General features: G+C 48.6%; 23 protein-coding genes. 22 read left to right on the top strand and 1 reads right to left on the bottom strand.

What is annotated here, in order from left to right:
- The first annotated feature begins 76 nt into the window (after nt 1-76).
- The 9 genes from dtd (at nt 77) to BP95_RS0103210 (ending at nt 9,609) form a co-directional block, all read left to right on the top strand.
- A complete protein-coding gene (gene dtd / locus BP95_RS0103260) occupies nt 77-523 on the top strand; it encodes a D-aminoacyl-tRNA deacylase (protein ID WP_021257020.1) in 447 nt (148 codons plus the stop codon).
- Nucleotides 524-588: 65 nt separating this feature from the next.
- On the top strand, nt 589-732 hold the full coding sequence (locus BP95_RS33460) for a hypothetical protein (RefSeq protein ID WP_197035273.1): 144 nt from the start codon (nt 589-591) through the stop codon (nt 730-732).
- A 682-nt stretch (nt 733-1,414) separates the two neighbouring features.
- The gene (gene hisS / locus BP95_RS0103245; protein WP_021257018.1) at nt 1,415-2,665 is read left to right on the top strand and encodes a histidine--tRNA ligase; all 1,251 of its coding nucleotides are present in this window, start codon (nt 1,415-1,417) and stop codon (nt 2,663-2,665) included.
- A 59-nt stretch (nt 2,666-2,724) separates the two neighbouring features.
- Nucleotides 2,725-4,533, top strand: a complete 1,809-nt coding sequence (aspS, locus tag BP95_RS0103240; RefSeq protein WP_021257017.1) for an aspartate--tRNA ligase — start codon at nt 2,725-2,727, stop codon at nt 4,531-4,533.
- A 284-nt stretch (nt 4,534-4,817) separates the two neighbouring features.
- Nucleotides 4,818-5,561, top strand: coding sequence for a tRNA threonylcarbamoyladenosine dehydratase (locus tag BP95_RS0103235; RefSeq protein WP_021257016.1), 744 nt, complete (start codon nt 4,818-4,820; stop codon nt 5,559-5,561).
- Between the two features lie 15 nt (nt 5,562-5,576).
- Entirely contained in the window at nt 5,577-6,905 is a 1,329-nt protein-coding gene (locus BP95_RS0103230; protein ID WP_036666517.1) for a replication-associated recombination protein A, read from the top strand.
- A 62-nt stretch (nt 6,906-6,967) separates the two neighbouring features.
- The gene (locus BP95_RS0103225; RefSeq protein WP_081819797.1) at nt 6,968-7,531 is read left to right on the top strand and encodes a PCYCGC motif-containing (lipo)protein; all 564 of its coding nucleotides are present in this window, start codon (nt 6,968-6,970) and stop codon (nt 7,529-7,531) included.
- A gap of 178 nt (nt 7,532-7,709) precedes the next feature.
- Nucleotides 7,710-8,018 (top strand): ArsR/SmtB family transcription factor, encoded by a 309-nt coding sequence (locus tag BP95_RS0103215; protein ID WP_021257013.1) that lies wholly within the window; start codon nt 7,710-7,712, stop codon nt 8,016-8,018.
- Nucleotides 8,019-8,256: 238 nt separating this feature from the next.
- Nucleotides 8,257-9,609: a hemolysin family protein gene (locus BP95_RS0103210; protein ID WP_021257012.1), complete on the top strand. Its 1,353-nt coding sequence runs from the start codon at nt 8,257-8,259 to the stop codon at nt 9,607-9,609.
- 89 nt (nt 9,610-9,698) lie between these two features.
- Here BP95_RS0103210 and mnmA read toward each other — a convergent pair whose 3' ends face one another.
- Complete coding sequence (gene mnmA, locus BP95_RS0103205) at nt 9,699-10,805, bottom strand: tRNA 2-thiouridine(34) synthase MnmA (protein WP_028531397.1); 1,107 nt, start codon at nt 10,803-10,805, stop codon at nt 9,699-9,701.
- A 320-nt stretch (nt 10,806-11,125) separates the two neighbouring features.
- On the opposite strand from mnmA, the gene cymR reads away from it, so the two are divergent.
- The 13 genes from cymR (at nt 11,126) to BP95_RS0103135 (ending at nt 25,902) form a co-directional block, all read left to right on the top strand.
- Nucleotides 11,126-11,545 carry a cysteine metabolism transcriptional regulator CymR gene (gene cymR / locus BP95_RS0103200; RefSeq protein ID WP_021260656.1) on the top strand — a complete coding sequence of 140 codons (420 nt, stop codon included), beginning with the start codon at nt 11,126-11,128 and terminating at the stop codon, nt 11,543-11,545.
- Nucleotides 11,546-11,647: 102 nt separating this feature from the next.
- On the top strand, nt 11,648-12,850 hold the full coding sequence (locus tag BP95_RS0103195) for a cysteine desulfurase family protein (protein ID WP_028531396.1): 1,203 nt from the start codon (nt 11,648-11,650) through the stop codon (nt 12,848-12,850).
- A gap of 149 nt (nt 12,851-12,999) precedes the next feature.
- Nucleotides 13,000-13,482 (top strand): PRC-barrel domain-containing protein, encoded by a 483-nt coding sequence (locus BP95_RS0103190; protein WP_028531395.1) that lies wholly within the window; start codon nt 13,000-13,002, stop codon nt 13,480-13,482.
- A gap of 47 nt (nt 13,483-13,529) precedes the next feature.
- On the top strand, nt 13,530-13,745 hold the full coding sequence (locus BP95_RS0103185) for a hypothetical protein (protein WP_036592596.1): 216 nt from the start codon (nt 13,530-13,532) through the stop codon (nt 13,743-13,745).
- 244 nt (nt 13,746-13,989) lie between these two features.
- Nucleotides 13,990-15,879, top strand: coding sequence for an anaerobic ribonucleoside triphosphate reductase (locus tag BP95_RS0103180; RefSeq protein ID WP_442952322.1), 1,890 nt, complete (start codon nt 13,990-13,992; stop codon nt 15,877-15,879).
- Between the two features lie 2 nt (nt 15,880-15,881).
- Nucleotides 15,882-16,361: an anaerobic ribonucleoside-triphosphate reductase activating protein gene (gene nrdG / locus BP95_RS0103175; protein WP_028531392.1), complete on the top strand. Its 480-nt coding sequence runs from the start codon at nt 15,882-15,884 to the stop codon at nt 16,359-16,361.
- A gap of 69 nt (nt 16,362-16,430) precedes the next feature.
- On the top strand, nt 16,431-17,495 hold the full coding sequence (locus BP95_RS0103170; protein WP_021257004.1) for an AI-2E family transporter: 1,065 nt from the start codon (nt 16,431-16,433) through the stop codon (nt 17,493-17,495).
- A gap of 221 nt (nt 17,496-17,716) precedes the next feature.
- Nucleotides 17,717-21,061 carry a SwmB domain-containing protein gene (locus tag BP95_RS0103165; protein WP_028531391.1) on the top strand — a complete coding sequence of 1,115 codons (3,345 nt, stop codon included), beginning with the start codon at nt 17,717-17,719 and terminating at the stop codon, nt 21,059-21,061.
- A 698-nt stretch (nt 21,062-21,759) separates the two neighbouring features.
- Entirely contained in the window at nt 21,760-24,396 is a 2,637-nt protein-coding gene (alaS, locus tag BP95_RS0103155) for an alanine--tRNA ligase (RefSeq protein ID WP_028531389.1), read from the top strand.
- 156 nt (nt 24,397-24,552) lie between these two features.
- On the top strand, nt 24,553-24,813 hold the full coding sequence (locus tag BP95_RS0103150; RefSeq protein WP_005547503.1) for an IreB family regulatory phosphoprotein: 261 nt from the start codon (nt 24,553-24,555) through the stop codon (nt 24,811-24,813).
- A 67-nt stretch (nt 24,814-24,880) separates the two neighbouring features.
- On the top strand, nt 24,881-25,297 hold the full coding sequence (gene ruvX, locus BP95_RS0103145; protein WP_021257001.1) for a Holliday junction resolvase RuvX: 417 nt from the start codon (nt 24,881-24,883) through the stop codon (nt 25,295-25,297).
- A 9-nt stretch (nt 25,298-25,306) separates the two neighbouring features.
- Nucleotides 25,307-25,606 (top strand): DUF1292 domain-containing protein, encoded by a 300-nt coding sequence (locus tag BP95_RS0103140; RefSeq protein ID WP_021257000.1) that lies wholly within the window; start codon nt 25,307-25,309, stop codon nt 25,604-25,606.
- Nucleotides 25,603-25,902: a DUF1292 domain-containing protein gene (locus tag BP95_RS0103135; RefSeq protein WP_028531388.1), complete on the top strand. Its 300-nt coding sequence runs from the start codon at nt 25,603-25,605 to the stop codon at nt 25,900-25,902. The genes BP95_RS0103140 and BP95_RS0103135 overlap by 4 nt, the downstream gene beginning before the upstream one ends.
- Nucleotides 25,903-25,913 lie beyond the last annotated feature (11 nt).

The following is a 25,913-nucleotide window of genomic DNA, read 5'->3' as shown; positions in this document are numbered from 1 at the left end:
GACAGGAACGCTTATCTAGCATGCCAGCCCCTCAAGGGTGTTGTAACCGCAATATGGGACTAAGGAGGATGACGACATGAAGGTAGTTGTACAGCGCTGCAAGGAGGCGCATGTGGACGTTGATGGAGTAATAGTTGGCGGGATTGGACAGGGTTTAATGCTTCTTGTGGGCATTACACACGAAGATACAGAGCGAGATATTGAATGGATGGCGGATAAACTTGCAGGTCTTCGTATTTTTGAAGATGAATCTGGTAAAATGAACAGCTCGGTGCAGGATGTAGGCGGCAGCATTTTATCGGTATCTCAGTTTACCTTATACGGGGATTGCCGGAAGGGAAGACGCCCGAACTTCATGGCAGCGGCTCGTCCTGAGCAGGCGGAACCATTATATGATTTATTCAATGAACGTCTTCGTACACTAGGTTTGGAAGTTGCGACTGGGAAGTTCGGAGCCATGATGGATGTGCATCTTATTAATGACGGACCGGTTACGCTAGTCGTCGATAGCCGTACCGAATAACAGCTTCCTGACTGGCTATACTAGAACTGGCACTTCTGTGACGCACAAGGCAAAGGAGCGATTCGATGCGCCAGTCCCTGCATCAGTTAGCAATCCAGTACAGCAGCTTGTCAGGAATGCAGTCGCTGCGTGAATCCGCTGCGGCATTGCAGCAAGAGGAAGAGCATAGGCAAGCGACACGTCGAAATGGCGAAGGCATGAAGCGGTAAACTAATCGAAGTCTGCATCATACCAGTGGATGCGCCCTTTTGGGGCGTATTTTTTTGCTTTGATGTTGGAGAGGAAGAGCCAGAAATAAAGCGCTTTATTTTTTGTAATCTTATTGTAATCTTTGTTTCATGTTTCCTTAACATTGGATACCTATAATAACAGACATGACCCCCTTTTAAAAATATATCTTATTGATAAACCTACAGTGATGTAGGTTTTTTTCTTGACTTTAGCGTGCTACATCCTTACAATGTTCTTTATATTCCGACTTTACATGTAAATGAAAATGATGATTTGATGACAGGAACAAGTAATTCGTACCCACATATGCAGAGAGAGGTTCCACGGCTGGAAGAACCTTGATGATGGACGGATGAATGACATCCTCGAGAACCTGCGGCGAAGCGAGAAGCATCGATCTTGGATAAAGCATTGAGCTCTCAAGGTAGGACACCTAATGTCCAAGTAGCCGTATGGCGTATGACGTACGTTACACGTGAATGAAGCGTAATCGGAGATTTCGATGTGCAGCCGATATAGGGCACAGTGCTTGCGATTGCGGAATGTGGGTGGCACCACGGGTGAATGGAACATACCATCTCTCGTCCCTTTGCAAATGAATCATTTGCGGGGCGGGAGATTTTTTATTTTATAGACAAAACGATTAGGAGGTTAGCGCTCATGGCATATCAAAAACCTACGGGTACGCAGGATTTGCTGCCTGGCACGGTTGAAATTTGGCAAACGGTTGAGCAAAAAGCTCGGGATATCTGCCGTCGTTTCAACTTTAAGGAAATCCGGACTCCAATCTTCGAACAGACTGAACTGTTCGAGCGCGGTGTTGGTGAAACAACGGATATCGTTGAGAAGGAAATGTATACGTTCCGGGATAAGGGCGACCGCAGCATGACACTGCGTCCAGAGAATACTGCAGGCGTAGTTCGCTCGTATGTAGAGAACAAGCTGTATGGTGAACCGGACTTGACGAAGCTGTATTACATGGGGCCGATGTTCCGGTATGAACGCCCGCAGGCGGGTCGCTATCGCCAGTTCCACCAATTCGGCGTGGAAGCCTTCGGGTCTGTTGATCCTAGCTTAGACGCTGAAATTGTTGCTCTTGGCTATCAGTTCATGAAGGATATTGGCTTGAGCGGTGTTCGTGTCGAGATTAACTCTGTCGGCAACGCACCGAGCCGTGCGGCTTACCGCGAGACTTTGCTTGGCTTCCTGATGCCGATGAAGGAGACACTGTGCAAGGATTGTCAATCCCGGATGGAGCGTAATCCGCTGCGTGTGCTCGACTGTAAGGTCGATCAGGACAAGTTCACGAATGCACCATCGATTCTGGACAGCTTGGATGAAGAATGTGCAACACACTTCGAGAAGGTGAAGCAGCACTTAACGGCGATGGGCGTCGAGTATGAAGTGAACCACCGTCTTGTGCGCGGCTTGGATTACTATACGCATACGGCATTCGAATATAAGGCCCAAGGGATTGGAGCCATTGATACCGTAGGGGGCGGAGGCCGCTACAATGGTCTAGTCGCTGATATCGGCGGTCCTGAGCAGACAGGTATTGGCTTCGGTATCGGGATGGAGCGAATTGTGCTTCTGCTTGATAAGCAAGGCATTGCCTGCAATGAGCAGCCGCCGCTTGATATTTATCTCGTAGGACTTGGTGAACAAGCAGAGAATGAGGTGACGAAGCTGTTGTACGCATTGCGTACAGCTGGCATCGCTGCCGAGAAGGACTACCAAGGACGCAAGATGAAGGCGCAAATGAAATCAGCCGATCGCATGAAGGCTCGGTATGCAGGGATTCTCGGCGATGACGAATTGGCACGTGGGGAGATCGCGTTGAAGCATCTGGAAACAGGAGAGCAGCAGTTCGTGAAGCTGGAGCAATTGGCTGAAGCAATCGAAAGAGCTTAACTAGGCTCAATTCCATTCGTAAATGGATGAACTATATTAATGTGAGGAGCGTGCATCCTATGATGTACAAAACGCATCAGTGCGGAAAAATTACAAAAGAACGAATTGGCGAAACGGTTACCCTGAATGGATGGGTACAGCGTCGTCGTGACTTGGGCGGGGTATTATTTATTGATTTGCGCGACAGAAGCGGTCTTGTACAGGTCGTATTCAACCCTGATTTCTCTCAAGAGGCTCACGACATTGCAGATCGTGCGCGTAACGAGTATGTGCTTGCTGTTCGCGGTACAGTCGTTGAACGCGATGCAGAAACGGTGAACCCGAATCTGCCAACAGGAGAGGTAGAAGTACGCGTAACGGAAATTGAAATCTTAAATGCAGCGAAGAACCCGCCATTCTTCATCGAAGACGGCATTGAAATTGATGAGTCCCTTCGTTTGAAATATCGTTACCTCGATCTTCGTCGTCCGGAAATGCAAAAGACACTGATGCTTCGTTCCAAAGCAACGAAAGTATTCCGTGATTTCTTGGAAGAGAATGAATTCATCGATGTAGAAACACCAATCTTGACAATGATTACGCCAGAAGGCGCACGTGACTACCTAGTACCAAGCCGTGTGCATCCAGGTGAATTCTATGCATTGCCGCAATCGCCGCAAATCTTCAAGCAGCTGCTTATGGTATCCGGCGTTGAGCGTTACTATCAGATTGCGCGCTGTTTCCGCGATGAAGACTTGCGTGCAGACCGTCAACCAGAATTCACTCAGGTGGACATCGAAACGTCCTTCATGTCTACAGAGCAATTGCATGAAATGATGGAGCAATTGATGGTTCGTTTGTTCAAGACAACATTAGGAGTAGATATTCCTACGCCATTCCAACGCATTACGTACCAAGATGCAATGGAGAAATACGGTTCCGATAAGCCGGATCTTCGCTTTGGCCTTGAGCTTGTGGATGTGTGCGATATCGTACAAAACAGCGGCGTGAAGGTGTTTGGGTCAGTAATCGAAAAGGGCGGCGTTGTTAAAGTCCTGAATGCAAAAGGCTGCGGAACATGGAGCCGTAAGGACATCGATGATTTGGCACCGTATGCAGCACGCTATGGTGCGAAAGGCTTGGCTTGGATTCAAGTGAAGGACGGCGAATTCCGCGGTCCAATCGTGAAGTTCATGAGCGAGGAAGAAATCGCATCCCTTCGTGAGCGTACAGGCGCAGAAGAGGGAGACTTGCTGCTCTTCTCTGCGGACAAGCGTAAAGTGGTATACGATGTGCTCGGCAACCTTCGTCTCTTGATCGGCCGCCGCTTGAACCTGATCGATGACAATGCGTTCAAGTTCGCATGGGTTGTTGACTTCCCATTGCTTGGCTACGACGAAGAAGCGAAGCGTTATGTAGCGGAACACCATCCGTTCACACGTCCGAAGGACGAAGACTTGGCATTGTTCGATACTGATCCTGGCCAAATCCGCGCTCAAGCTTATGACCTTGTCTTGAATGGTTATGAAATCGGCGGCGGTTCGATGCGTATTTACAACCGCGATGTACAAGAGAAGATGTTCGCGGCGCTTGGCTTCACACCAGAAGAAGCACAACAAAAATTCGGCTTCTTGATGAATGCCTTCGAATATGGTACGCCTCCACACGGCGGTATTGCATTCGGCTTAGATCGCCTCGTAATGCTGCTTGCAGGACGTACGAACTTGCGCGAGACGATCGCATTCCCGAAAACGGCAAGCGCAACAGACTTGATGACAGATGCGCCTAACGTAGTTGATAAGTCTCAGTTGGATGTTTTGCATATTAAGTCGACGTACAAGAAGAAAGAAAAAGAAGAAAAGACTCAAGAGAATAACGAAGAGCAATAAGCCGGACGGCTGAAAAGAAGCAGTTAGCATATAACGCCCCTCTCCCGAAATTCCTATCTAGCGGATGCTTGGGCAAGGGGCGTTCCGCTATGTTCTTGAGCCCGTCTATGGTACGATAGAAGGTAGTAGATTAAGCATCTAAGATGCGAACTTGATGCATGATGGCTTTTTGTGCAGAAGTGTTGCCATTTGTGCAGGCGTGTGCCAATTGACGTGCAAATATTGCACATCACACGATGCATAAACCATGCATGGATAATGAGACGCAGGAGGAAAAGGACGTTATGCTGCATCAATTTTCACGTACGGAACTCGCAATTGGACCTGAAGGATTAGAGAAGCTGAAAAACAGCACAGTTGCAGTTCTAGGAATCGGCGGTGTCGGCTCAATGGCTGCAGAAGCATTGGCACGCACCGGTGTAGGCCGAATTATTCTCATTGATAAAGATACAGTCGATATTACGAACATTAACCGGCAAATTCATGCCTTGACGACAACAGTAGGTCAGAAGAAGGCGGAGTTGATGCGTGAGCGGATTAAGCTAATTAATCCTGACTGCGACGCGATCGCGCTTAACATGTTCTATACAGAAGAAACCTATGAGGAACTGTTCAAGTATGAACTAGATTATGTTGTCGATGCATCAGATACGATTGTTTATAAAATTCACTTGATTAAAGAATGTTTGAAACGTAAAATACCTATCATTTCCAGCATGGGTGCGGCGAACAAGATGGATCCTTCGCGCTTCCAAGTGGCTGACATTTCGCAGACGTCTTACGACCCGATTGCCCGCGTCATTCGGCAAAAGCTGCGCAAGGATGGCATTCGCAAAGGGGTCAAGGTTGTGTTCTCTACAGAGGAGCCGATCAAGCCGCGTGAGGATGTTACGGAGCGCATCGTACCGGATACTGCCCCTGATATTCGCAAGGCGAAGCAGCCGCCATCCAGTAACGCATTCGTACCGCCGGTAGCCGGGCTTATTATGGTCAGTGTCGTGATTCGCGATATGCTGGCAGACTTGTAATTCGTGGTGACAGATATGGATCTATTCTCTTATGGGGAAGAACAGCAGCATCCGACGATGCGATTGCTGGCTGATCGAATCCGGCCAAGAACATTGGAAGAATATATCGGCCAAGAACATATTGTAGGGCCGGGGAGACTGCTGCGGAGAGCGATTGAAGCGGATCGGGTCTCCTCGATATTACTGTATGGCCCCCCAGGCTGCGGCAAGACAACGCTCGCGAATATCATCTCGGAGCAGACAAAGGGTGAATTTGTTCGTTTAAATGCTGTCGATGCATCAGTTAAGGATGTTCGAGCCGTAATTGAACAGGCGGATACGAACAAGAAGATGTACAACACCAAGACCATTCTGTTCTTGGATGAGGTTCATCGCTTCAATCGATCGCAGCAGGATGCCTTGCTGCCTGCCGTTGAGAAGGGGACGATTATATTCATCGGCGCAACAACGGAAAATCCATTCCATCATGTAAATGGAGCGTTGATCAGTCGTTCGACCTTGTTCCAATTAAAGCCGCTCACGAAGGAGCACTCGCTGATGGCGATGAAGCGTGCTTTGGTGGATAAGGAGCGTGGGCTTGGCTTCATGCCGATTCAGGCAGACCCGGATGCGCTTGAGCATATCGCTTCCATGGCGAATGGTGACATACGCCGTGCATTGAACGCGCTGGAGATGGCGGTAATGACGACGACACCGGAGGAAGACGGGACAGTCCACATTACGCTGGAAGTGGCGGAAGAATCCGTTCGGCGGCCGACTGTGCAGGCAGATGAATCTGTACAGTATGACGTCTTGTCCGCCTTCCACAAGAGTATTCGCGGCTCCAGTGATGCGGCATTGTACTGGTTCCTGTATGCGGTCGAGAAGCTGGGCATGGATCCAATGACGTTCATTCGCAGATTAACCGTTGCATGCAGCGAGGATATCGGATTGGCGAACCCGCAAGCAATGGTGCAGGCTGTGAGCGCATTGGAGGCCTATCATCGAATTGGCTGGCCGGAGTCGAAGTACATCGTGGCACAAGCTATCTTATTCGCGGTAGAAAGTCCGAAGTCCAACTCGATACCGCTTGCCATTGCTCGTGTCATGCAGGCGTTTGAAGATATTAAGACCGCTGAAGTGCCATTGCATTTGCGAGATACCCACTATAAAGGCGCGGACAAGCTCGGACACAAGGGCTATCAGTATCCACACGACTACCCAGGACACTATGTAGAGCAGCAATACCTGCCTGACCTGATCAAGAAGCGGGTATTCTTTATGGCGAATGATCAGGGGACAGAAGCGAAGATGCGCATCAACCAAGAGCGGAGAAGAGGCTCGCATGGGCGAGGCGACGTTTAGTATGTTTAATGTAGACAGACCTGTACTGAATTTGAAATGAATACTTTGATGGAGGTATTTTCATGTTCATTCGTAGGCACAGAGCTAACAGAAACAAAGGACATCGTCTGAATCGACTCGCACCATTCTCATTGGTTATTGGTCTTATCGCATTAACAATTGTCGCAGGCTGTGGCAGCTCTCCTGCGGGTAAAGAAGGCGCAGAACATGCCGGACAAGCATCAGGAGATCATGAACGTCTGATGAAGAATGGCGATCTGCGTCAAACGACGGCATCGGTTGCCAAACTTCCGCCTTTCTTGAATGACAAACAAAAGGAAATGCGACAAATTTATCAACTGGCTGCTACGAACAGTGAATTACTTCAATATATTCCTTGTTATTGCGGATGCGGAGAAGTAGCTGGCCACCAGAGCAATTTGAATTGCTTCGTCGCCTCGAAGAAAGAGGCGAAGATCGAATGGGATGATCACGGCACTCGCTGTGGTGTGTGCCTTGATATTGCCGTAGAGGCCTCTCTCATGCTGCGGGACGGGAAGTCGGTCAAAGACATCCGCCAAGCTATTGATACCAAATACAAAGAGGGATATGCAGAACCTACTCCTACACCACTTCCTGCTGTGTAGGAGCAGGCTTCATGCATGCTCTGAATCAATTGGCATGGATTCCTTCGGAATCCATGTTTATTTTTCTTCGCTTTGTCATAACCTACAGGCAACAGGGCCATACATATGTAGGTATGTTCATCTCGTTCCCACGCATTACAGCCAGATATAGATGAACAACACAAAGGAGAAGAAGAAGATGAATTATTTCCTGGGAAAAGATTTGGATGCAGATGTACTGGAGCGGGTATCGCAAACGTTCAAAGCGTTGGGTGATCCGACACGTATTCGAATTTTGTCACTTCTTGCGCGTGAGGAATGCGCCGTAAATCAAGTCGCTGACGCTCTGCAATTGTCACAATCGGCAGTATCTCATCAGTTGAAAACACTTCGTGCATATCGCTTCGTCAGATATCGCAGAGAAGGTCAAAATATTTTATATATTTGCGATGATGCTTATATACTTGAGCTGTTAAATGAAGCAGTTCGATACGCGATTGAGCAATAATTTCGCGAAAGCGCAGACTGATTGTTCCGATTCATATTCAACAAAAATGGTGATAGGACGATATAAAAAAAGAATATACATAAAGACAACAAATCCCGCTAATTCTCATATGTTCAACGATGAGGCGTATGGGAGTAGGATTCTTATGTATTTTCTTATATAATATATATATGTCTTTATTTTATTGTATGGGGAGGTGTTCCTGTCCGTTTCGAAGTGGGAGTGGGCAGGAGATCGGGTGAGTAGTGATCCGTTACCGATATTTTGGGGATTGTTGTTTGTACTGCTATTAGTATTTTTGAATGGCTTTTTCGTTGCGGCAGAGTTCGCGATGGTGAAGGTGCGCGGAAGTCGACTGGATACGCTCGTGCAGGAGGGAAATGCGAAAGCGAAGCTGACTCGGCATGTGACAGAGCATTTGGATGCTTACTTGTCTGCTTGCCAATTGGGAATTACGCTTGCTTCTCTTGGTCTCGGATGGATCGGGGAGAAGACTGTCGCACAGCTGCTGTATGAACCGTTGACGGCACTCGGTGCAAGTAATGCGGTGATTACATCGATATCTACTGCTATCGCCTTCATTATCATTACCGTGCTGCATATCGTTCTCGGTGAGCTTGCGCCTAAGACGCTAGCGATACGCAAATCGGAACGTGTAGCATTGTGGACTGCAGGACCATTAAGCTTATTCTATAAAGTGATGTATCCGTTCATCTGGCTATTGAATGGTACGGCTAATATGGTGCTGAAGGTATTCGGCATCGAGCCAGCTTCTGAGCATGAATCAGCTCATACGGAAGAAGAGATTCGTATCCTAGTCAAGGAAAGCCATAAGAGCGGTCTCATTGATAATACTGAATTGGCACTTGTAGACAACATTTTCGACTTTACGGAAACGCATGCACGGGAAATTATGATTCCAAGAACCGATATGGTCTGTTTGTATGCAGAGGATTCATTTGAAGTAAACAAGACCAAAGTGCTGACGGAAATGCATACTCGTTATCCGGTATGCGATAACGATAAGGATAATATTATCGGCTTTATCCATATTCGCGACATTGTGAAGGCTCCTGATGATTTGGAGAGCATTCATTCGATTGTTCGGCCAATGTTAAGTGTCCCAGAATCGATGTCAATTAGTGCCTTGTTGAAACTGATGCAGAAAAATAAGGTGCAAATCGCGCTGCTTATTGATGAATTCGGTGGGACAGCCGGTTTGGTCACATTAGAAGATATTATGGAAGAGATCGTTGGCGAGATTCAGGATGAATTTGATGAAGAGCGTCCGCAAATTGAGAAGAAAAATGAAACCAATTATTCGATTGATGGACGTTTGCTGATTGAAGAAGTGAATGCGTACTTCGGGACGAATATTTCTTCCGAGGATTATGATACAATTGGCGGCTGGATGTATGCCATGGTGGAGGTACCTCCGAGAGTGGGGCTGCGAACTCGGGTGGAAGGCGCCTTTGAGTATGAATTCATCATTGAGGAGACGGATCATTTCCGGATTGCGCGACTTCATGTGAAGAAGCTGGGGGCAGCAACCAGCCATGATGCGATGCTGAATCCAGCATCAAGCATTTAGAACCAATGACGAAGGGGGTTATCCTGCACCGTGTGGAAATTTCACAGTGCGGGATAACCCCCTGTATCGTTCAGCAATCCTGCTGGGTGTTACGCCTTCAATTTGCGGACGATATCAATCGTGCCACCGCCCAGGCAAATGTCGCCATCATAGAAGACGACTGCTTGTCCAGGTGTTACAGCGCGTTGGTTGATGTCGAATGTTACCTCAACTGTTCCGTCCGCATTCTTCTGGAGAGTAACTCCTTGGTCAGGCTGACGGTAACGGAATTTGGCTGTGCAGCGGATCAGTTCAGTTGGCATGTCGCCTTCGATCCAGTTGACCTGAGATGCAACGAGCCCTGTGGAATAGAGGCTTGGGTGATCATCGCCCTGTACCACATACAGAACATTGTTGGCCAAGTCCTTCTCAGCAACGAACCATGGCTCTCCGTTGCCTGAGCCGCCTATGCCCAAGCCTTGGCGTTGACCTAGCGTGTAATACATAAGCCCGTCATGGCGGCCCTTCACCTCTCCTGTACGGATGTCAATCATCTGTCCAGGCTGTGCAGGCAAGTACTGGCTCAGGAACTGCTTGAAGTTGCGTTCACCGATGAAGCATACGCCGGTGCTGTCCTTCTTCTTGGCAGTGGCTAGTCCTGCCTCTTCTGCAATGCGGCGAACCTCCGGCTTCGGCAGATGGCCGATCGGGAACATAGCCTTCGCTAGTTGTTCTTGATTCAGCGCATTAAGGAAATAAGTCTGATCCTTATTCCCGTCCACACCGCGCAGCAGCGTATGCTTGCCGTCTTCATGAAGGACACGCGCGTAATGGCCTGTCGCCAGATAGTCTGCACCCAGATCGAGTGCTTTCTGCAGGAATTCACCGAATTTGATCTCACGGTTGCACATTACATCTGGATTAGGCGTACGACCGTGACGATATTCGTCTAAGAAATAGGTGAAGACCTTATCGAAATATTCCTTTTCGAAGTTCACCGTATAATAAGGGATGCCGATTTGTTCGCATACGCGGCGAACATCTTCCGCGTCGGTTTCGGCTGTACACTGTCCGAACTCGTCAGTGTCGTCCCAGTTTTTCATAAATATGCCGATGACATCGTAGCCTTGTTGCTTAAGCAGCAGTGCTGTCACCGAGGAATCTACGCCGCCCGACATGCCGACGACGACGCGAGTGTTCGCATTAGAGTTTGTCATGGTATCACCGTCTTTGCTGCGAGCTGTAAGAATGGCCTTGCGATAATGGCTATCGGCTCGCGATTTTATCATAATAGCTTGAAACTAATACAGGCTTGATACAAAAGTGAGTTTTATTCACTTCCTTTAGTATTGTACCATAAGGGCTTGTATACCGGAAATAAGAGATGATGTCAAGGAATTTTCAAGCAAATGGAAATAATTCGGGGATAGCACATCAGTTTATTGTCCATAAAGAGAAGAGTTATGTTACGATATACAGGGAACCTTAATCGGAATACATTGGATTTATACGATAATCAAACTATGAGGTGTATAATATGAAAATTTCAACGAAAGGCCGTTATGGCCTGACGATTATGATGGAGCTGGCAAAGAGCTGTGGAGAAGGCCCAACGTCGCTAAAGAGTATTGCAGAGAAGAACCAACTGTCCGAGCATTATTTGGAGCAGCTGATTGCGCCGCTGCGCAATGCTGGATTGGTTAAGAGTATTCGCGGCGCATACGGCGGCTATATACTGGCAGGCGTTCCTGAACATATTACAGCAGGTGAAATTATTCGCGTGCTGGAAGGGCCAATCTCCCCAGTCGATTTCACGGAAGAGGATGATCCGGCTAAGCGTGACTTGTGGCTGCGTATCCGGGACAGCATTGCGCAGGTGCTTGATTCCACGACTCTTGCCGATCTGGTTAACTTTAAGGACGTGGGAAGCCAGGACAGCTACATGTTCTATATTTAGACGATGGATGGACAGCAAGCTATAGGTTGACGACCACTTATCTTGAGAGAGAAGTTTGATATTGTTATTTGTTATACGGATTAGCAGAAACGAGGGAATACAATGGAACGCATCTATTTTGACCATGCAGCGACAACTCCGCTTCATCCGGACGTACTTCAAGCCATGACCGACAGTATGCATCAAGTGTTCGGAAACGCTTCCAGCGTTCATGCGTTCGGACGTGAAGCGAAGCTCGCCTTGAATCAAGCCCGCGATCGTATTGCCGCCCAGCTGGGCTGCCAGCCGCAGGAGCTTGTCTTTACGAGCGGAGGAACGGAAGGGGATAATGCTGCCATCTTCGGTGCAGCATGGTCTGCCTGGCTGCAGCAATCGTCAGAAACTGCTGCTCAGCAAGGAAGCAGTGGCGATGCATCCGCACGCAAGCCGCATATCGTGACGACTCAATTGGAGCATCATGCAGTGCTGCATGCGTGCGAGCGCTTGGAGCAGTTGGGCTTCGAGGTTACTTATGTTGCGCCGGATCAGATGGGTCGAGTATCGGTTGAGGCAATTGAAGCTGCACTGTGCCCGCATACTTGTCTTATTAGTGTCATGTATGGCAACAACGAGGTGGGCACACTTCAGCCGATAGAAGAAATTGGCCGCTTGGCACGTGAGCATGGCATTCTGATGCATACGGATGCCGTTCAGGTGCTCGGCCATTTGAAGCTCGAACTGTGCGCTTTGCCGGTTGACTTCGCCAGTTTCTCTGCCCATAAGATTAATGGCCCCAAGGGAGTAGGCGTTCTCTATGCTCGCGCAGGTGTTCACTGGGATCCTCTGCTGTATGGTGGAAGCCAAGAACGCAAGCGCAGAGCAGGGACGGAGAATGCAGCAGGGATTGCCGGAATGGCGAAGGCAATGGAGATAGCGAATGGCTCACTTCCAGCGAAGCTGGAGGAACTAGCGCAGGTGCGCAGCACGCTGTGGACAGAGTTGTCAGCAGTTCTCGGCGATCGAGTGGTCATGAATGGCCATCCTACTGAGCATTTGCCTCATATATTGAATGTCAGTTTCTTGGATGTGCCTACGGAGACAATGCTGATGAATTTGGACTTGGCGGGAATTATGGCATCGAGCGGATCTGCCTGCACATCAGGCTCGCTTGAATTGTCGCATGTGCTAGAGGCTATGGATTTACCAGATGAGCGCAAGAGAACGGCTGTACGATTCAGCTTCGGTTTGGGCAATACTAGGGAAGAGGCTGCTTGCGCTGCGCAACAAATTGCAACCATCGTATCACGTGTTCGTACTAGACAGTAAGGGAACTGTCACAGCGTGAAAGGAGGGGCGTTTGAAGATAACGCGGCATGTTGGCCGGGGACGTACGTGAAATGAGAATCTCCCTGATTCTGATGAGGAACGTCCTGCATTTGGAAGTGAATGCCGTTAGCTGAAGAGGGGGCCCCGATATGAAGCTGTTGGAACTAATCGGCCTTCCCGTATACGGAATCGAGACGGGGAAGCGGTTGACCAAGGTAAAGGATATCCGCATTTCGAATGATTGGACTATCACACATATAGAGCTTGAAGGTCGTTCCCGCAAGGGATCACCACCTCCTTCTGTGAGCTGGGAAGAGGTGGCGGCTTGTGGTGAGGATGCAATAATGATCGCGAATGATACAGCCATCCGGCATACGGAGGCTATCCATATAGAGAGGGCTTTCTTGACAGGGAATGGAGCGTTGAAGGATTTGCCTGTCATGACAAGTGAAGGATCGCAATTAGGATGGGTCGCCGATGTTTATTTTCAGCCAAATATGGGTAACCAAGTAACAGGTCTGGAAATTTCAGACGGTTTGCTGTCTGACTTGTTGGAAGGCAGACGGCGGATAGATGGGACAAGCCGCTTGAAATGGGGATCAGATGTTATCATCTTCGAAGATGGCGGATAACCTGAACGGTACGAACAAATTAGTCAATGGACGGAATGGTGAATACGATGTTGCGATGCCCGAATTGCAATTCCAAAGATATCGGGAAAATTGGTTCCCACCAATTTTATTGCTGGGGATGTTATATAGAGCTGACGGTGAACGGTGACAAGATGTCAGTTTACCAGGTCGAAGAGGATGGCACATTAAGCTCTCTGGATGACTTGTTTTTTGGTGATGAATTTGCTGCACCTTCGTTCCCAGAGGCGCAGGCTTCATCGTAAGGGTCAGGCAGAAATATCCACCATATGGAACATAAGCGCTCGTAATCGCCTTGTAGAGGCGATTGCGGGCGCTTTTTGCATGGTCGGCCATTTGTCCGTGATGAATCTCATATTGTGAGAAAAAGAGTTCGTTCATAATGCATATTGTGCTCATTTTCAAATAACAACACTAGATATAGTTAACATAGACAAATTGCACTGAAAATGATGGTACATAAAGAGAAAGGAATGAGTTGATATGACGATGGTATCCATGAAACGGACGAACGCAGTATGGGATCGGAGCAAACGGACCAGCACAGAGCGGCTGACGGCATCGCTGCATGAGATTGTTGACGGTGGCAATCAGGATCTGATGCAGGAAAATGCGAATGTAGATGGAAGATCGCCAATGGGTATGATGGGGAAGATCGCTAGCGAAAGCGCACGCTGGTATGCGGTTCAACATCTGCTGTCTGCAGACGTAAGAGATGCAGTGGAGCAGAACCTGATGTATCCACATGATCTTGATTTCTATGCCTCCGGTACGACAACGTGCTGCCAGATTCCTCTGGGCAAGATGTTGAAGCAGGGGTTCAACACAGGTCATGGATATATGCGCGAGCCGCAGGATATTAAGAGCGCGCTTGCGCTGGCATCGATTATATTACAGGCGAACCAGAACCAGCAGCATGGCGGACAGGCGTATCCGATGTTCGATTATGATGTGGCCCCTTATGTGCGCAAGACATTCAATCGCCATATTCGCTATATGGAATCACTGCCGCTGCAAGCAGACTTCAATCTAGAGACAGAGGCGTGGAGACTAACGGAGCGTGACGTATATCAGGCTTGCGAGGCATTCATTCATAATGCGAACTCGATGCATTCTAGAGGCGGCGGGCAGGTACCGTTCATTTCATTGAACTATGGAACGGACACCTCTGTGGAGGGGAGAATGCTGATTAAACAGTTTCTTCTCGCAACGCAGGCTGGTCTTGGCAGAGGAGAAACACCTATCTTCCCGATTCAAATATTCAAAGTGAAGAAAGGCGTCAACTTCGATCCTGCTGATCCGAATTATGATCTGTACCAGCTTGCCTTGCAAACGACAGCGCAGCGGCTGTTCCCTAACTTTGCCTTTCTCGATGCTCCGTTCAATGCGCAGTACGATAACGGCACACCCGAGAGCGAGGCATGCTACATGGGCTGCAGAACGCGCGTCATGGGCAATGTGAACGGGGACGAAACGGCGATCGGCAGAGGGAACTTGTCATTTACCTCTTTGAATCTTGTTCGCCTTGCTATGATGTCGTCCAGTGTGGATGATTTCTTTGGCCGATTGGACTCACTTCTGTCCTTGACAGTGAAGCAGTTGAGGGAGCGATTCGACTATCAATCGAAGAAGCAGGTGCGTGACTTTGCTTTTCTTATGAAGCAAGGGGTATGGCGCGGAAGTGAGGACTTGCAACCCGAGGATGAGCTGGGAGGTATCCTGAAGCAGGGGACACTTAGTGTTGGCTTTATCGGACTTGCTGAGGCGCTTGTAGCGCTTGTTGGTTCCCATCATGGCCAGTCTGAGGATGCACGCAAGCTAGGCATGCGCATCGTGTCTCATATGCGTATGCGAATGGATGAGGCGATTGAAGCGACAGGTCTTAATTTCTCCTTAATCGCGACGCCGGCTGAAGGTCTATCGGGTAAATTTACGAGCCGGGATCGAGATGATTTTGGAGTGAGACAAGGAATTACGGATCGGAAATATTACACCAACTCGTTTCATGTACCCGTCTATTACTCGTTGAAAGCAATCGACAAGATTCAAATCGAAGGGCCGTTCCATGAGCTGTGCAATGCCGGGCATATCACGTATGTTGAGCTGGATGGAAGCGCGAAAGCCAACCCACAGGCACTTGACCGTATCGTGCGTGCAATGGCGATGAGCGGGATTGGGTATGGTTCTCTTAATCATCCTGTTGATCGCTGTCGTACATGCGGCCATCAAGATACGATTGAAGATAGCTGTCCGATGTGTGGAAGCTCAGGTTCGCAGATTGAGCGCATTCGCCGCATTACCGGTTATTTGGTAGGGGATATGGACAAGTGGAACTCTGCGAAGCGGAAGGAAGAGACGGAGCGGGTGAAGCATCGATGAGTATGCGTGTTCTATCTATTTTGCATGACAGTGTCGTTGACGGCGAAGGGCTGCGTACAGTTGTGTTCTTCAGCGGCTGCCCCCATCAGTGCGAGGGGTGTCATAACCCGCAATCGTGGAACATGATGAACGGCACGGAAATGAGTGTAGCGGAGGTGGCAGCCGAGTTGCTGTCCAATCCGCTTACGGATGTCACACTGTCCGGTGGAGAACCGTTCATGCAAGCAAAGGAAGTGAAGGAATTGACCCGGCTGCTGCGTCAGTCGGGTCGACATATATGGGTATATACGGGATATACGGTGGAGCAGCTGCTTGAAAGAGGAACAGCTGACCAGCAAGAGCTGCTTCGCTGTGTGGATGTATTGGTTGATGGTCCGTTCGTAGCGGAGCGCCGTTGTCCAGGACTTCCCTTCCGCGGCAGTGACAATCAGCGCATATGGCGGATGGAGGAAGGGATACCAGTTGGATTAATTTCTCTCTAGGCTACACATACTTTACTGTATTGCAAGCATTCTACATCACAAGCGTACATGAATGGAGTGTGTAATACAGTGGAGCGTTTTTGGAAGAACCGTCTTTTTGTAATGGCTATCTATTGTCTGCTTGGTCTTATCATCCTCTATTTTCTATTTATGATGAAACCTCTTATCGGGCATGTATACGGCTTCCTCAAGGCCGTGCTTGCCCCCTTCTTCGTGGCCATGATCATTGCCTATGTGTTAAATCCGATCGTAATCCTGCTCAATGAGCGGAAAGTGCCGCGAACGATGGCAGTGCTGCTTATTTATGCAGTGTTTATTGCGGTAGTTACCGTGATTTTAGTTAATATCATCCCCATGCTGGTGAAGCAGCTTGCTGAGCTTAACAATCAGATGCCCCACCTAAATGCGAAGGCGGAACAGATGATGGACGGGGTTAGCAAGACGATGCCGTCATCTGTACGTTCCGGATTAAATGACTCCATTTATGCTCTAGAGGAGCGGATAGGCAAAGCGATATCGGACTTTATGGAGAATATTGGGGCCGCCATTAATTTGCTCTTCATTGCGCTTATCGTACCATTCCTCATTTTCTACATATTGAAAGATTTTGACGTATTCGAGAGGGCGGTAATAGCTTATGTGCCGCGTTCGCATCGCAAGCATACGGTGATGCTATTTAGAGAAATTGATGCTGCACTAGGAAGCTACGTCCGGGGTCAATTTCTCGTATGCCTTATTATCGGTGTGCTTGCATATATCGGCTATTGGATAATCGGCATGCCCTATGCGCTTCTGCTTGCGTTATGTGTAGCCGTGTTCAATATTATTCCTTATCTCGGTCCATACTTCGGTGCTGCTCCCGCACTTATCTTCGCAGCGACGGTATCGCTCAAAATGATTATTTTGGTCATCGTTGTAAATACTATCTGCCAAATTGTAGAAGGGAATATTATTTCTCCACAGATCGTGGGCAAGACGCTTCATATGCATCCGCTGACGATCATTTTCGCCCTGCTTGTGGGCGGGGAGATTGCTGGAGTTGTGGGGCTAATCCTTGCGGTTCCTTTCTTTGCAGTCGTAAAAGTAATCTGTCAGCATATAGTAGCCTATCAAATCCGAAGAAAGACAGTGTGAGCATTTATCGGTAGTGGAGGAAAATCAAAGTAACGAAACATCCTACTTAAGACCTATTTTTCAGAAAGTTTCGCAATTATGAACAACAAATATGTTGTTCGGCGCGTTTAAAGAATTGGATACGGCGGTAATGAAGGATGGACGCCGTATATTTTATTCGTGAAACTATGCGAAGTTGCGTCCTGGGGAACGAACGGGAAATTAAGGGAGGAGAGTTCTACGTGAAACGAACACTTGCGATATTGCTCACCATTGCTTTAGCGATGGAACTTTCTGCGAATGCCGCCATGGCTTTGCCGCAGACAGACTCAAGCACAGCACTTAAAGACTCAGTGAAAGATAAAATAGAGGGCTTAAAAACAATTAAGGTGGCATCCATGTCTCCAGCTGCTGGAGCGACGGGTGTCAATGTCGGAACTGAACTTATTCTTACGTTTACAAGTGAAGTGGAAAAAGGAAGCGGGAACATCACCATAAGAAAGAAAAATGGCGATAAGGTAGAGGATGTTGCAGTAGACGGCAGCCAAGTTCGGCTCGATGATACGAAGAAAAAAGCAACGATTACGCTATCCAAGCCGTTGGATTCTGGAACTTCCTATCGGGTTCAAGCAGATTTCGGTACGTTCAAGTCTGGCAGCTCTGAGTTCCTGGGTATTTATGACCCTACAGAATGGACGTTCACGACAGCAGCTGATACTGGAGCGCCTCAGCTGGATACGGTATCGCCAGCGATCGGGCAACGGGACGTCCGTGTGGATTCCAAGCTTGTGTTGACTTTCAAGGAGAAGGTATGGAAGCAATCTGGCGGGAGCGTCATTATGAAGCAGGCAAAAGACGGCAAAGTGCTTGAAGCGCTGCCGATGTCCTCTAACCGGGTTACGGGAGACGGAACAAATACAATTACGATTGACCCCGTTCAACAATTGAAGCCTAATATGGATTACACGATTGAGATTGCGGCAGATTCTCTGCGCAATGCAAGTGGGAAGTCTTATGCTGGATTGAATACATGGAAATTCACAACAGGCAATCCAGATACAGTGGCTCCATCGTTGAAGTCCGCTGTGCTGAGCAAGGTGGACACGATTCGCTTAACGTTCGACAAGGAATTGAAGAAGACCTCGGTTCCACCAGCTGCAAGCTTCGAAGTATGGGTAAATGGTGACACACGCCGTGTAACGGGAACGGCTATGGGCAGCGATTATGTGGATGTAAGCCTGGAGAACGGAGTCCCTGTGGGTCAGAGCATTTCCATTTCCTATCGTCCTGGCGCTGACCGCAAGTCTATTCAGGATACGGCAGGCAATGCGGCTGCTGCATTTGAGAAAGTATCGGTAAGCAATGAGGTTGACCGTACGCCTCCTGTTATGAAGCAAGCGAATGCGGAAGGCATGAAGGTAGTGTTGGATATGTCGGAGCCGCTGGATACAGTGTCGGCGCGTGCTTATGAGCAATTCAAAGTGACCGTGGATGGAAGCGAGAAGACAGTCAGCCGCATATCTGTTGACGGCTCGAAGGTAACGCTGTCGCTTATTTATGTAATCCGCGATAATCAAACGGTGCGAGTAAGTTACAAGCCAGATCGATATCCGTTGACGGATCGGAGCGGCAACAAGCTTGAAGCATTTACAGATGTGCTGGCGCGCAATGATGCGGATACGAAGGCGCCAGTGCTTCAACGGGCAGAAGTAAGCGGGAGCCTGCTGACGTTGACTTATAATGAGCAATTAGACACGGGCAAAGTACCTCCGCGCAGTCATTTCTCGGTGTATGTCAATCGCTCATCCCGAAGTGTCGATTCTGTTCAAGTGCGTGATAATGTGGTTAATCTGATCATGAGCTCCAGTGTTAGCGATGGTGATGATGTCACGGTATCCTATATGCCAGGTACGGGTGAGCCTCGTATTTCGGATCTGGCGGGGAACAAGGCTGCTGTATTTACCTTGAAGAAGGTAGACAATGGTTCTGACCGAACGGCTCCAACCTTGCGTTCAGCTTCTGTGAAGGGCAGCACGATGACACTTGTCTTCTCCGAGCGCTTGAAGGAATTGCCTTCGCCGGATGAATCTCAATTCGTGGTGCACTCGGACAATCGGGTGATTAAGGTAAAGCGTGCTTCGACACGCAATGAAGAAGTTACCTTGACGCTGGACGAAGCGGTCAATGCATACAGCGCGGTAACAGTTGCTTATTTGCAAGGGAAAAATCCGATTAAGGACTTGGCAGGGAATTCGCTGCAGTCGTTTGCTTCTACGACCGTTACGAATAAAACTGATGGTTCCACGACACGTCCCGGAGATTTGCAACCGGCTACGTTCCGCTGGTTCTTGGATGATGGATGGTATTTGCTCTCGAGTTCGGCAGCGGACACAAGCTCTGATCGTTCCTTGAGCGGAAGCACTGCGAAGCGTTATACAATACCGGCAACAAAGTTGAAATCATCTTTTGAATATGTACTCAAGAATGGCACACGTAATCATCTGGCATTTGATGTGCCGACATCCGAGCGCGGAGCAGTGGTTGCTGTTCCATTGCAAACGTTGAATGAAGTATACAATAAGGCGAATGACGCGATTTTCTCCATTCGTTATGGCGATATATTGATGTCGGTACCGCTTCGTGAGCTGGACTTCCGTGCGCTTGAACGCGAGTGGGGAAACAATCAGGCATACCTGCTGCTTCAAGCAGAATCGCAGTCGGGATCAGATTCCAATGCATTGCTGCGCAGCCTGAACGATACAGGTGCACGCGTGCGTGTCAACCCGATTGAATTCCGCTTGTCGGCATTTGCTGGCTCCGCCACGCCGCGTACAATTGAGGCTAACTTGAAATATAAAGTGCGCAACGCACAATTGATACAGCGTAGTAATGCATCAGCCGTTCGTTATGATTCCGTGCTGAACAAGGCGGGATATGTGCCTACAGTGACGAAGCAGGAGCTAGGCGTTGCGGTATACGCCTTCCAGTTCAAGGGCAATCGTTCCGTTGCCATGATGGATCGCTCGAAGGACTTCTCGGACATTAAAGACCACTGGGGACGAGACGCCATCCGCGAATTGGCATCAAAGTATATCATTGAGGGCGTCAGCAATAATGCATTTGCACCAAACGCCAACATTACGCGCGGGCAATTCGCGATTTTGCTGGCACGCTCGCTGGGGCTTCAAGCTGATGCATCCGGTGCTTCCGCTTATCGTGATGTGAATCAGACCAGCATGATGGCTCCCTATATTGGGGCTGCGACCAAGGCAGGAATTATTGGCGGTTATGAAAATGGCACATTCCGTCCGAACGAGTCGATCAACCGTGAACAAATGGCAATTATGCTCGTTCGAGCTATGGAATATACAGGACGCAATGTGGCTTCGAACCCAAGCGCACTCAACAAGTTCAATGATCGCGGACAAGTGAGCAGCTACGCTCGCGACGGCGTAGGCAAGGCAGTATCCGCAGGGATCGTGCAAGGGATGACCGCGAATACATTCCAGCCTAAGGCTACCGCGACACGTGCGCAGGCAGCAGTTATGCTGAAACGCATGCTCGAGCAAATTGAATATTTAGGATAGTCGCATTTCAGCGAAAATCCGTTGAGCAGGCAGATGGGATCAAACGAAAGAAGTTTGACAACCGTCTGCCTGCTGCTTATACTAAATTATTGGATAGGTATATGGAACAAAACGAAGACGAAAACGAGTAAGCTGAAGCCCTAGGAACAGAGAGAAGATTCCGGATCGGCATATGCCGGCTGGCTGCAAGAATCTTCACCTTGAAGAACAGCTGAACGCTAATTTCTGAGTGTGAATGGAACTTCACCGGGACGTACCCGTTATCAACGTCGAGGCGATCGCAGACGCTTTTCTTGCCCTTGCTTGCATGATACGCAGGCTTGATAAAATGGGGTGTGATGTATGCGATAACCAGGGTGGTACCGCGATATATGAATCGTCCCTGATTTTCAGGGGCGATTTTTTTATTTTTTAATAGTTCAAGTTCAATTAGATGGCTTTTCAGCACCGAGAAGGTTGCATGAAGCTGAAGCATATGCTTCCTTGCAAGTTTTGCTCTGCAAAACTTGCAAGGAGTAGCGGAGTGTAGGCGAGACTACATGAGCAACTAAAAATGTTTCCGAAGGAAACATACTTCGAAAGCATATGCTGTTCAAGGGTGAATGCAAGATTCGATGCCGAATAACCTCATGGGATACATCGTGATCAAAAGTGAGCTAATTGAACTACCTTAAATAAACTGTTGGGGGCGTTTACTCATGAAAGCTAGTGAAATTCGCGAAAAATGGTTGAAATTCTTTGAAAGCAAAGGGCATCACATTGAGCCAAGCGCATCGCTTGTACCACACAATGACCCATCCTTGCTCTGGATTAATGCGGGTATGGCACCGCTCAAGCCTTATTTTGACGGACGCGTGAAGCCTGAGAACCCGCGTATCGCAAACTCGCAAAAATGTATTCGTACGAACGATATCGAGAATGTCGGCAAGACTCGCCGTCACCATACGTTCTTCGAAATGCTGGGGAACTTCTCCATCGGCGATTATTTCAAAGAGGAAGCTATTACATGGGCTTGGGAGTTCTTGACAAGCAAAGAATGGATTGGCTTCGATCCGAATCGTCTCTATGTTACTGTCCATAACGATGATGAAGAAGCGTACAAGCTGTGGAATGAGAAGATCGGCCTTCCTGCTGACCACATTGTGAAGACAGGCGACGACAACTTCTGGGATATCGGGGAAGGCCCTTGCGGTCCTTGTACAGAGATCTTCTACGATCGCGGAGAGAAGTACGGAACATTGGAAGAGGATCCAGAATGCTATCCAAGCGGAGAGAACGAGCGCTACTTGGAAGTATGGAACAATGTATTCTCACAATACAACCATAACAAGGACGGCAGCTACACGCCGCTTCCGAACAAAAATATTGATACAGGCGCCGGCTTGGAGCGCTTCGCTTCAATCTTGCAGGATGTCGACTCCAACTTCGATACAGACTTGTTCCAGCCGATCATTCAAGCAACATGCCGCATTGCAGGCGTGAAGTATAATGAGCGTCCAGAGTTCGACGTTGCCTTGAAAGTAATCGCAGACCATGTTCGTACCGTAACATTCGCTGTAGGCGATGGCGTTCTGCCATCGAATGAAGGCCGTGGTTATGTAATCCGCCGCTTGCTGCGTCGTGCAGTCCGTTACGGCAAGATCCTCGGTATCGACCGTCCATTCATGGTAGAGCTGGTACAGACGGTATGTGAAGTAATGGGCTCACATTACAACGAAATCGTTGAAAAACGCGAGTTCATTGAGAAGGTAATCAAAAACGAGGAAGAGCGATTCCATGAGACGCTTGTAGAAGGCTTGGCGATTCTGGAAAGCTTGGCATCTGCTGCGAAGCAGGAAGGACGCACGCAAATTGGCGGACAAGAAGCGTTCAAATTGTATGACACGTATGGATTCCCATTCGATTTGACAGAAGATTATGCTTCTGAACATGGATTGACGGTTGATCGTGAAGGTTTCGATCAGGCGATGCAAGAACAGCGTGATCGTGCCCGTGCAGCTCGTCAAGATACGGGAAGCATGAAGGTACAAGGCGGGCCACTTGCTGATTACACGACTAAAAGCGAGTTCGTTGGATATAATGAGTTGGTAACTGAATCCAGTGTACTGGCACTGATCGTGGATAACGAAATGGCAGAAGAAGCACAAGTAGGATCGACTTGCCAATTAGTGCTTGATCGCACGCCATTCTATGCGGAGAGCGGCGGTCAAGTAAGCGACAGCGGTGTCCTTACAGCAGCTGGATTCAAAGGAGCAGTTGAAGATGTATGGAAAGCTCCTCATGGTCAGCATATCGCAGTAGTGCGCGTGGAAGAAGGAACACTGCGTGTCGGCATGCAAGTACAAGCTGCAGTAGCTCGCGCGATTCGTGAGGATATTATTAAGAATCATACTGCGACACACTTGCTTCATAAGGCGCTCAAGCTTGTATTGGGTGAGCATGCGAACCAAGCAGGATCTCTCGTGCAGCCTGACCGTCTTCGCTTCGACTTCACACATTTGGGCAGCATTAGCGAAGAGGAGCTTGTGGACATTGAGCATCGTGTCAACGAGCAAATCTGGAAAGGCACACAGCTTGTTATCGAATCGAAATCGATCGATGAGGCCAAAGAAATGGGCGCAATGGCGTTGTTCGGCGAAAAGTACGGCGATGTTGTACGTGTCGTACAAGTTGGCGATTACAGCATTGAGCTATGCGGTGGCTGCCATGTTAGCAGCACCTCGGAAATCGGTCTCTTCAAGATCGTGAGCGAGAGCGGAATCGGCTCTGGTGTACGCCGTATTGAGGCTGTAACGGGTCGTCATGCGTATCAGTATATGGAGGCGCAATTGGAGCTGTTGAAGCAAGCAGGTTCCTTGCTTAAATCGAATGTAGCGGATGTACCGAAGCGTATTGAAGCTATGTTCTCACGTGAGAAGGAGCTGTCACGCGAGAATGAATCGCTTAAGAGCAAGCTGAGCAGCATTGAAGCAGGACAATTGACAGACCAAGTTAGAACCGTTGCTGGTGTTCAAGTGCTGGCTGCACAAGTCGATGCAGGCGGTATGGATGCACTTCGTACGACGGCAGACGAACTGAAGGCGAAGCTTCCAGAAGCGATTATCGCACTCGGTGCAGTAAATGAAGATAAAGTGAACTTCGTTGTTGCTGTTGCTCCAGAGCTTGTAAAGAAGGGGCTTCATGCCGGCAAGTTGATTAAAGAGCTCGCTTCTGTGTGCGGCGGTGGCGGTGGCGGCCGTCCTGACATGGCGCAAGCTGGAGGCAAAGACGCTTCCAAGCTGCCAGAGGCATTGGCTCTCGTGGATGAGCTTGTTGGGAAGCAGCTTGGCGTATAATATAAGAGAGGGGAGCCCTGCAGTAGGGGCTCCCTGATCCGATTCCATAGGGAGGTTATTGTCGTCAAATTTGTGAACAATGCCAAGCTTTGGATCGGAATATTTTCTAGTTTGTTCGGGTATGTGTTATGATAAGAGTAAAGCGAGGTGTTAGCGATGAATTCCATGGATAAGACGATGAAGTTCAATGTAAAAGCGGAGGAACAGCAAGCTTCCAACGAAGATATCCTGTTGTCTGTCTATGATGCGCTTCTCGAGAAGGAATACAATCCTATTAACCAAATCGTTGGTTATCTTCTATCCGGGGATCCCGCTTATATCCCGCGGCATAACAATGCTCGAAGTATCGTGAGGAAGAAAGAGCGGGACGAACTGATTGAAGAATTAGTTCGCTTCTACTTGAATCATCACCGATAAGTCGCGAGGATGAATGCAGCACGGATAGAGAAGTAAGCATCACTGGATGAATACTGGGAGAGACTGAATGAAGATTCTTGGCTTGGATTACGGAGATCGACGGATCGGTGTCGCGATAAGCGATGCTTTTGGTTGGACGGCACAAGGACTTGAAGTCATTGAGCGTCGCAAACCAGAGAATGATCTGAAGCGACTTGGTGACATTGTGAAGGAGCACGGCGTGGAAGCCTTCGTCCTTGGACTGCCGAAGAACATGAATGGCACAGTCGGACCTCGGGGCGAGCTAAGCATGTCATTTGCAGAACAGTTGAAGCAGTCGTTCGGATTGCCCGTTCACCTGTGGGATGAACGCTTGAGTACGGTGTCGGCAGAACGCGCATTGCTGGAAGCTGACGTCAGTCGCAAGAAGCGTCGACAAGTCATCGATAAGATGGCGGCAACCATTATATTACAAACATATCTTGACTATCAATCAAGAAGGTGAGGGGTTACTATGACACGAGATGAACATTTGCAAGAAGAACCGGAGATCATTTATATTCCGGACGACGAGGGCAACGAGGAAGAATTCGAAGTCATTATGAAGTTCGATGTAGATGGCACGGACAAAAAATATATGATGGTCGTACCTGTCGATTCTGATGATGAAGATGCGGATGAAGTGTATGCGTTCCGTTATGAAGAAGAGGACGACGATTTGAAGCTGTTTACCATTACGGACGAAGAAGAATGGAATATTGTCGAGGAAACGTTCAATACGTTATTTACAGCGGATGAGGAGAATGAAGGGTGACCGAACGACTTGAACTTCAATTGACAGAACAGCTAAAGAATGCCTTCGGTCAATTCGTTGAGATGACGGATGAGGCCGGTCACAGTCGTGTCCTATCGTTAATCGCTGAATTCCGGCTTGATGATCGAGCGTATGCAGTACTTCTTCCAGAAGGTGCTCAAGAACCGGAGCAGGAACTGTATCGCATTATCGGGAACGAAGCAGAAGGCTGGGAGCTCGAAACGATCGAAGATGATGACGAGTGGGAAGAAGTAGCTGAGCTGTATGATGAATTAACGTACCGAGACGAATTTTAATTTGTCGTTTG

The sequence above is a fragment of the Paenibacillus sp. UNC217MF genome (assembly GCF_000686865.1).
Classification (GTDB): Bacteria; Bacillota; Bacilli; order Paenibacillales; family Paenibacillaceae; genus Paenibacillus_B; species Paenibacillus_B suaedae.
The sequence above is the reverse complement of the archived record's forward strand: the minus strand, read 5'-3'. Positions and strand labels throughout refer to the sequence as shown.

Coding starts and splice junctions, on each gene's coding strand:
- dtd (WP_021257020.1), top strand. CDS start 77: ATGAAGGTAGTTGTACAGCGCTGCAAGGAGGCGCATGTGGACGTTGAT.
- BP95_RS33460 (WP_197035273.1), top strand. CDS start 589: ATGCGCCAGTCCCTGCATCAGTTAGCAATCCAGTACAGCAGCTTGTCA.
- hisS (WP_021257018.1), top strand. CDS start 1,415: ATGGCATATCAAAAACCTACGGGTACGCAGGATTTGCTGCCTGGCACG.
- aspS (WP_021257017.1), top strand. CDS start 2,725: ATGATGTACAAAACGCATCAGTGCGGAAAAATTACAAAAGAACGAATT.
- BP95_RS0103235 (WP_021257016.1), top strand. CDS start 4,818: ATGCTGCATCAATTTTCACGTACGGAACTCGCAATTGGACCTGAAGGA.
- BP95_RS0103230 (WP_036666517.1), top strand. CDS start 5,577: ATGGATCTATTCTCTTATGGGGAAGAACAGCAGCATCCGACGATGCGA.
- BP95_RS0103225 (WP_081819797.1), top strand. CDS start 6,968: ATGTTCATTCGTAGGCACAGAGCTAACAGAAACAAAGGACATCGTCTG.
- BP95_RS0103215 (WP_021257013.1), top strand. CDS start 7,710: ATGAATTATTTCCTGGGAAAAGATTTGGATGCAGATGTACTGGAGCGG.
- mnmA (WP_028531397.1), bottom strand. CDS start 10,805: ATGACAAACTCTAATGCGAACACTCGCGTCGTCGTCGGCATGTCGGGC.
- cymR (WP_021260656.1), top strand. CDS start 11,126: ATGAAAATTTCAACGAAAGGCCGTTATGGCCTGACGATTATGATGGAG.
- BP95_RS0103195 (WP_028531396.1), top strand. CDS start 11,648: ATGGAACGCATCTATTTTGACCATGCAGCGACAACTCCGCTTCATCCG.
- BP95_RS0103190 (WP_028531395.1), top strand. CDS start 13,000: ATGAAGCTGTTGGAACTAATCGGCCTTCCCGTATACGGAATCGAGACG.
- BP95_RS0103185 (WP_036592596.1), top strand. CDS start 13,530: ATGTTGCGATGCCCGAATTGCAATTCCAAAGATATCGGGAAAATTGGT.
- BP95_RS0103180 (WP_442952322.1), top strand. CDS start 13,990: ATGGTATCCATGAAACGGACGAACGCAGTATGGGATCGGAGCAAACGG.
- nrdG (WP_028531392.1), top strand. CDS start 15,882: ATGCGTGTTCTATCTATTTTGCATGACAGTGTCGTTGACGGCGAAGGG.
- alaS (WP_028531389.1), top strand. CDS start 21,760: ATGAAAGCTAGTGAAATTCGCGAAAAATGGTTGAAATTCTTTGAAAGC.
- BP95_RS0103150 (WP_005547503.1), top strand. CDS start 24,553: ATGAATTCCATGGATAAGACGATGAAGTTCAATGTAAAAGCGGAGGAA.
- ruvX (WP_021257001.1), top strand. CDS start 24,881: ATGAAGATTCTTGGCTTGGATTACGGAGATCGACGGATCGGTGTCGCG.
- BP95_RS0103140 (WP_021257000.1), top strand. CDS start 25,307: ATGACACGAGATGAACATTTGCAAGAAGAACCGGAGATCATTTATATT.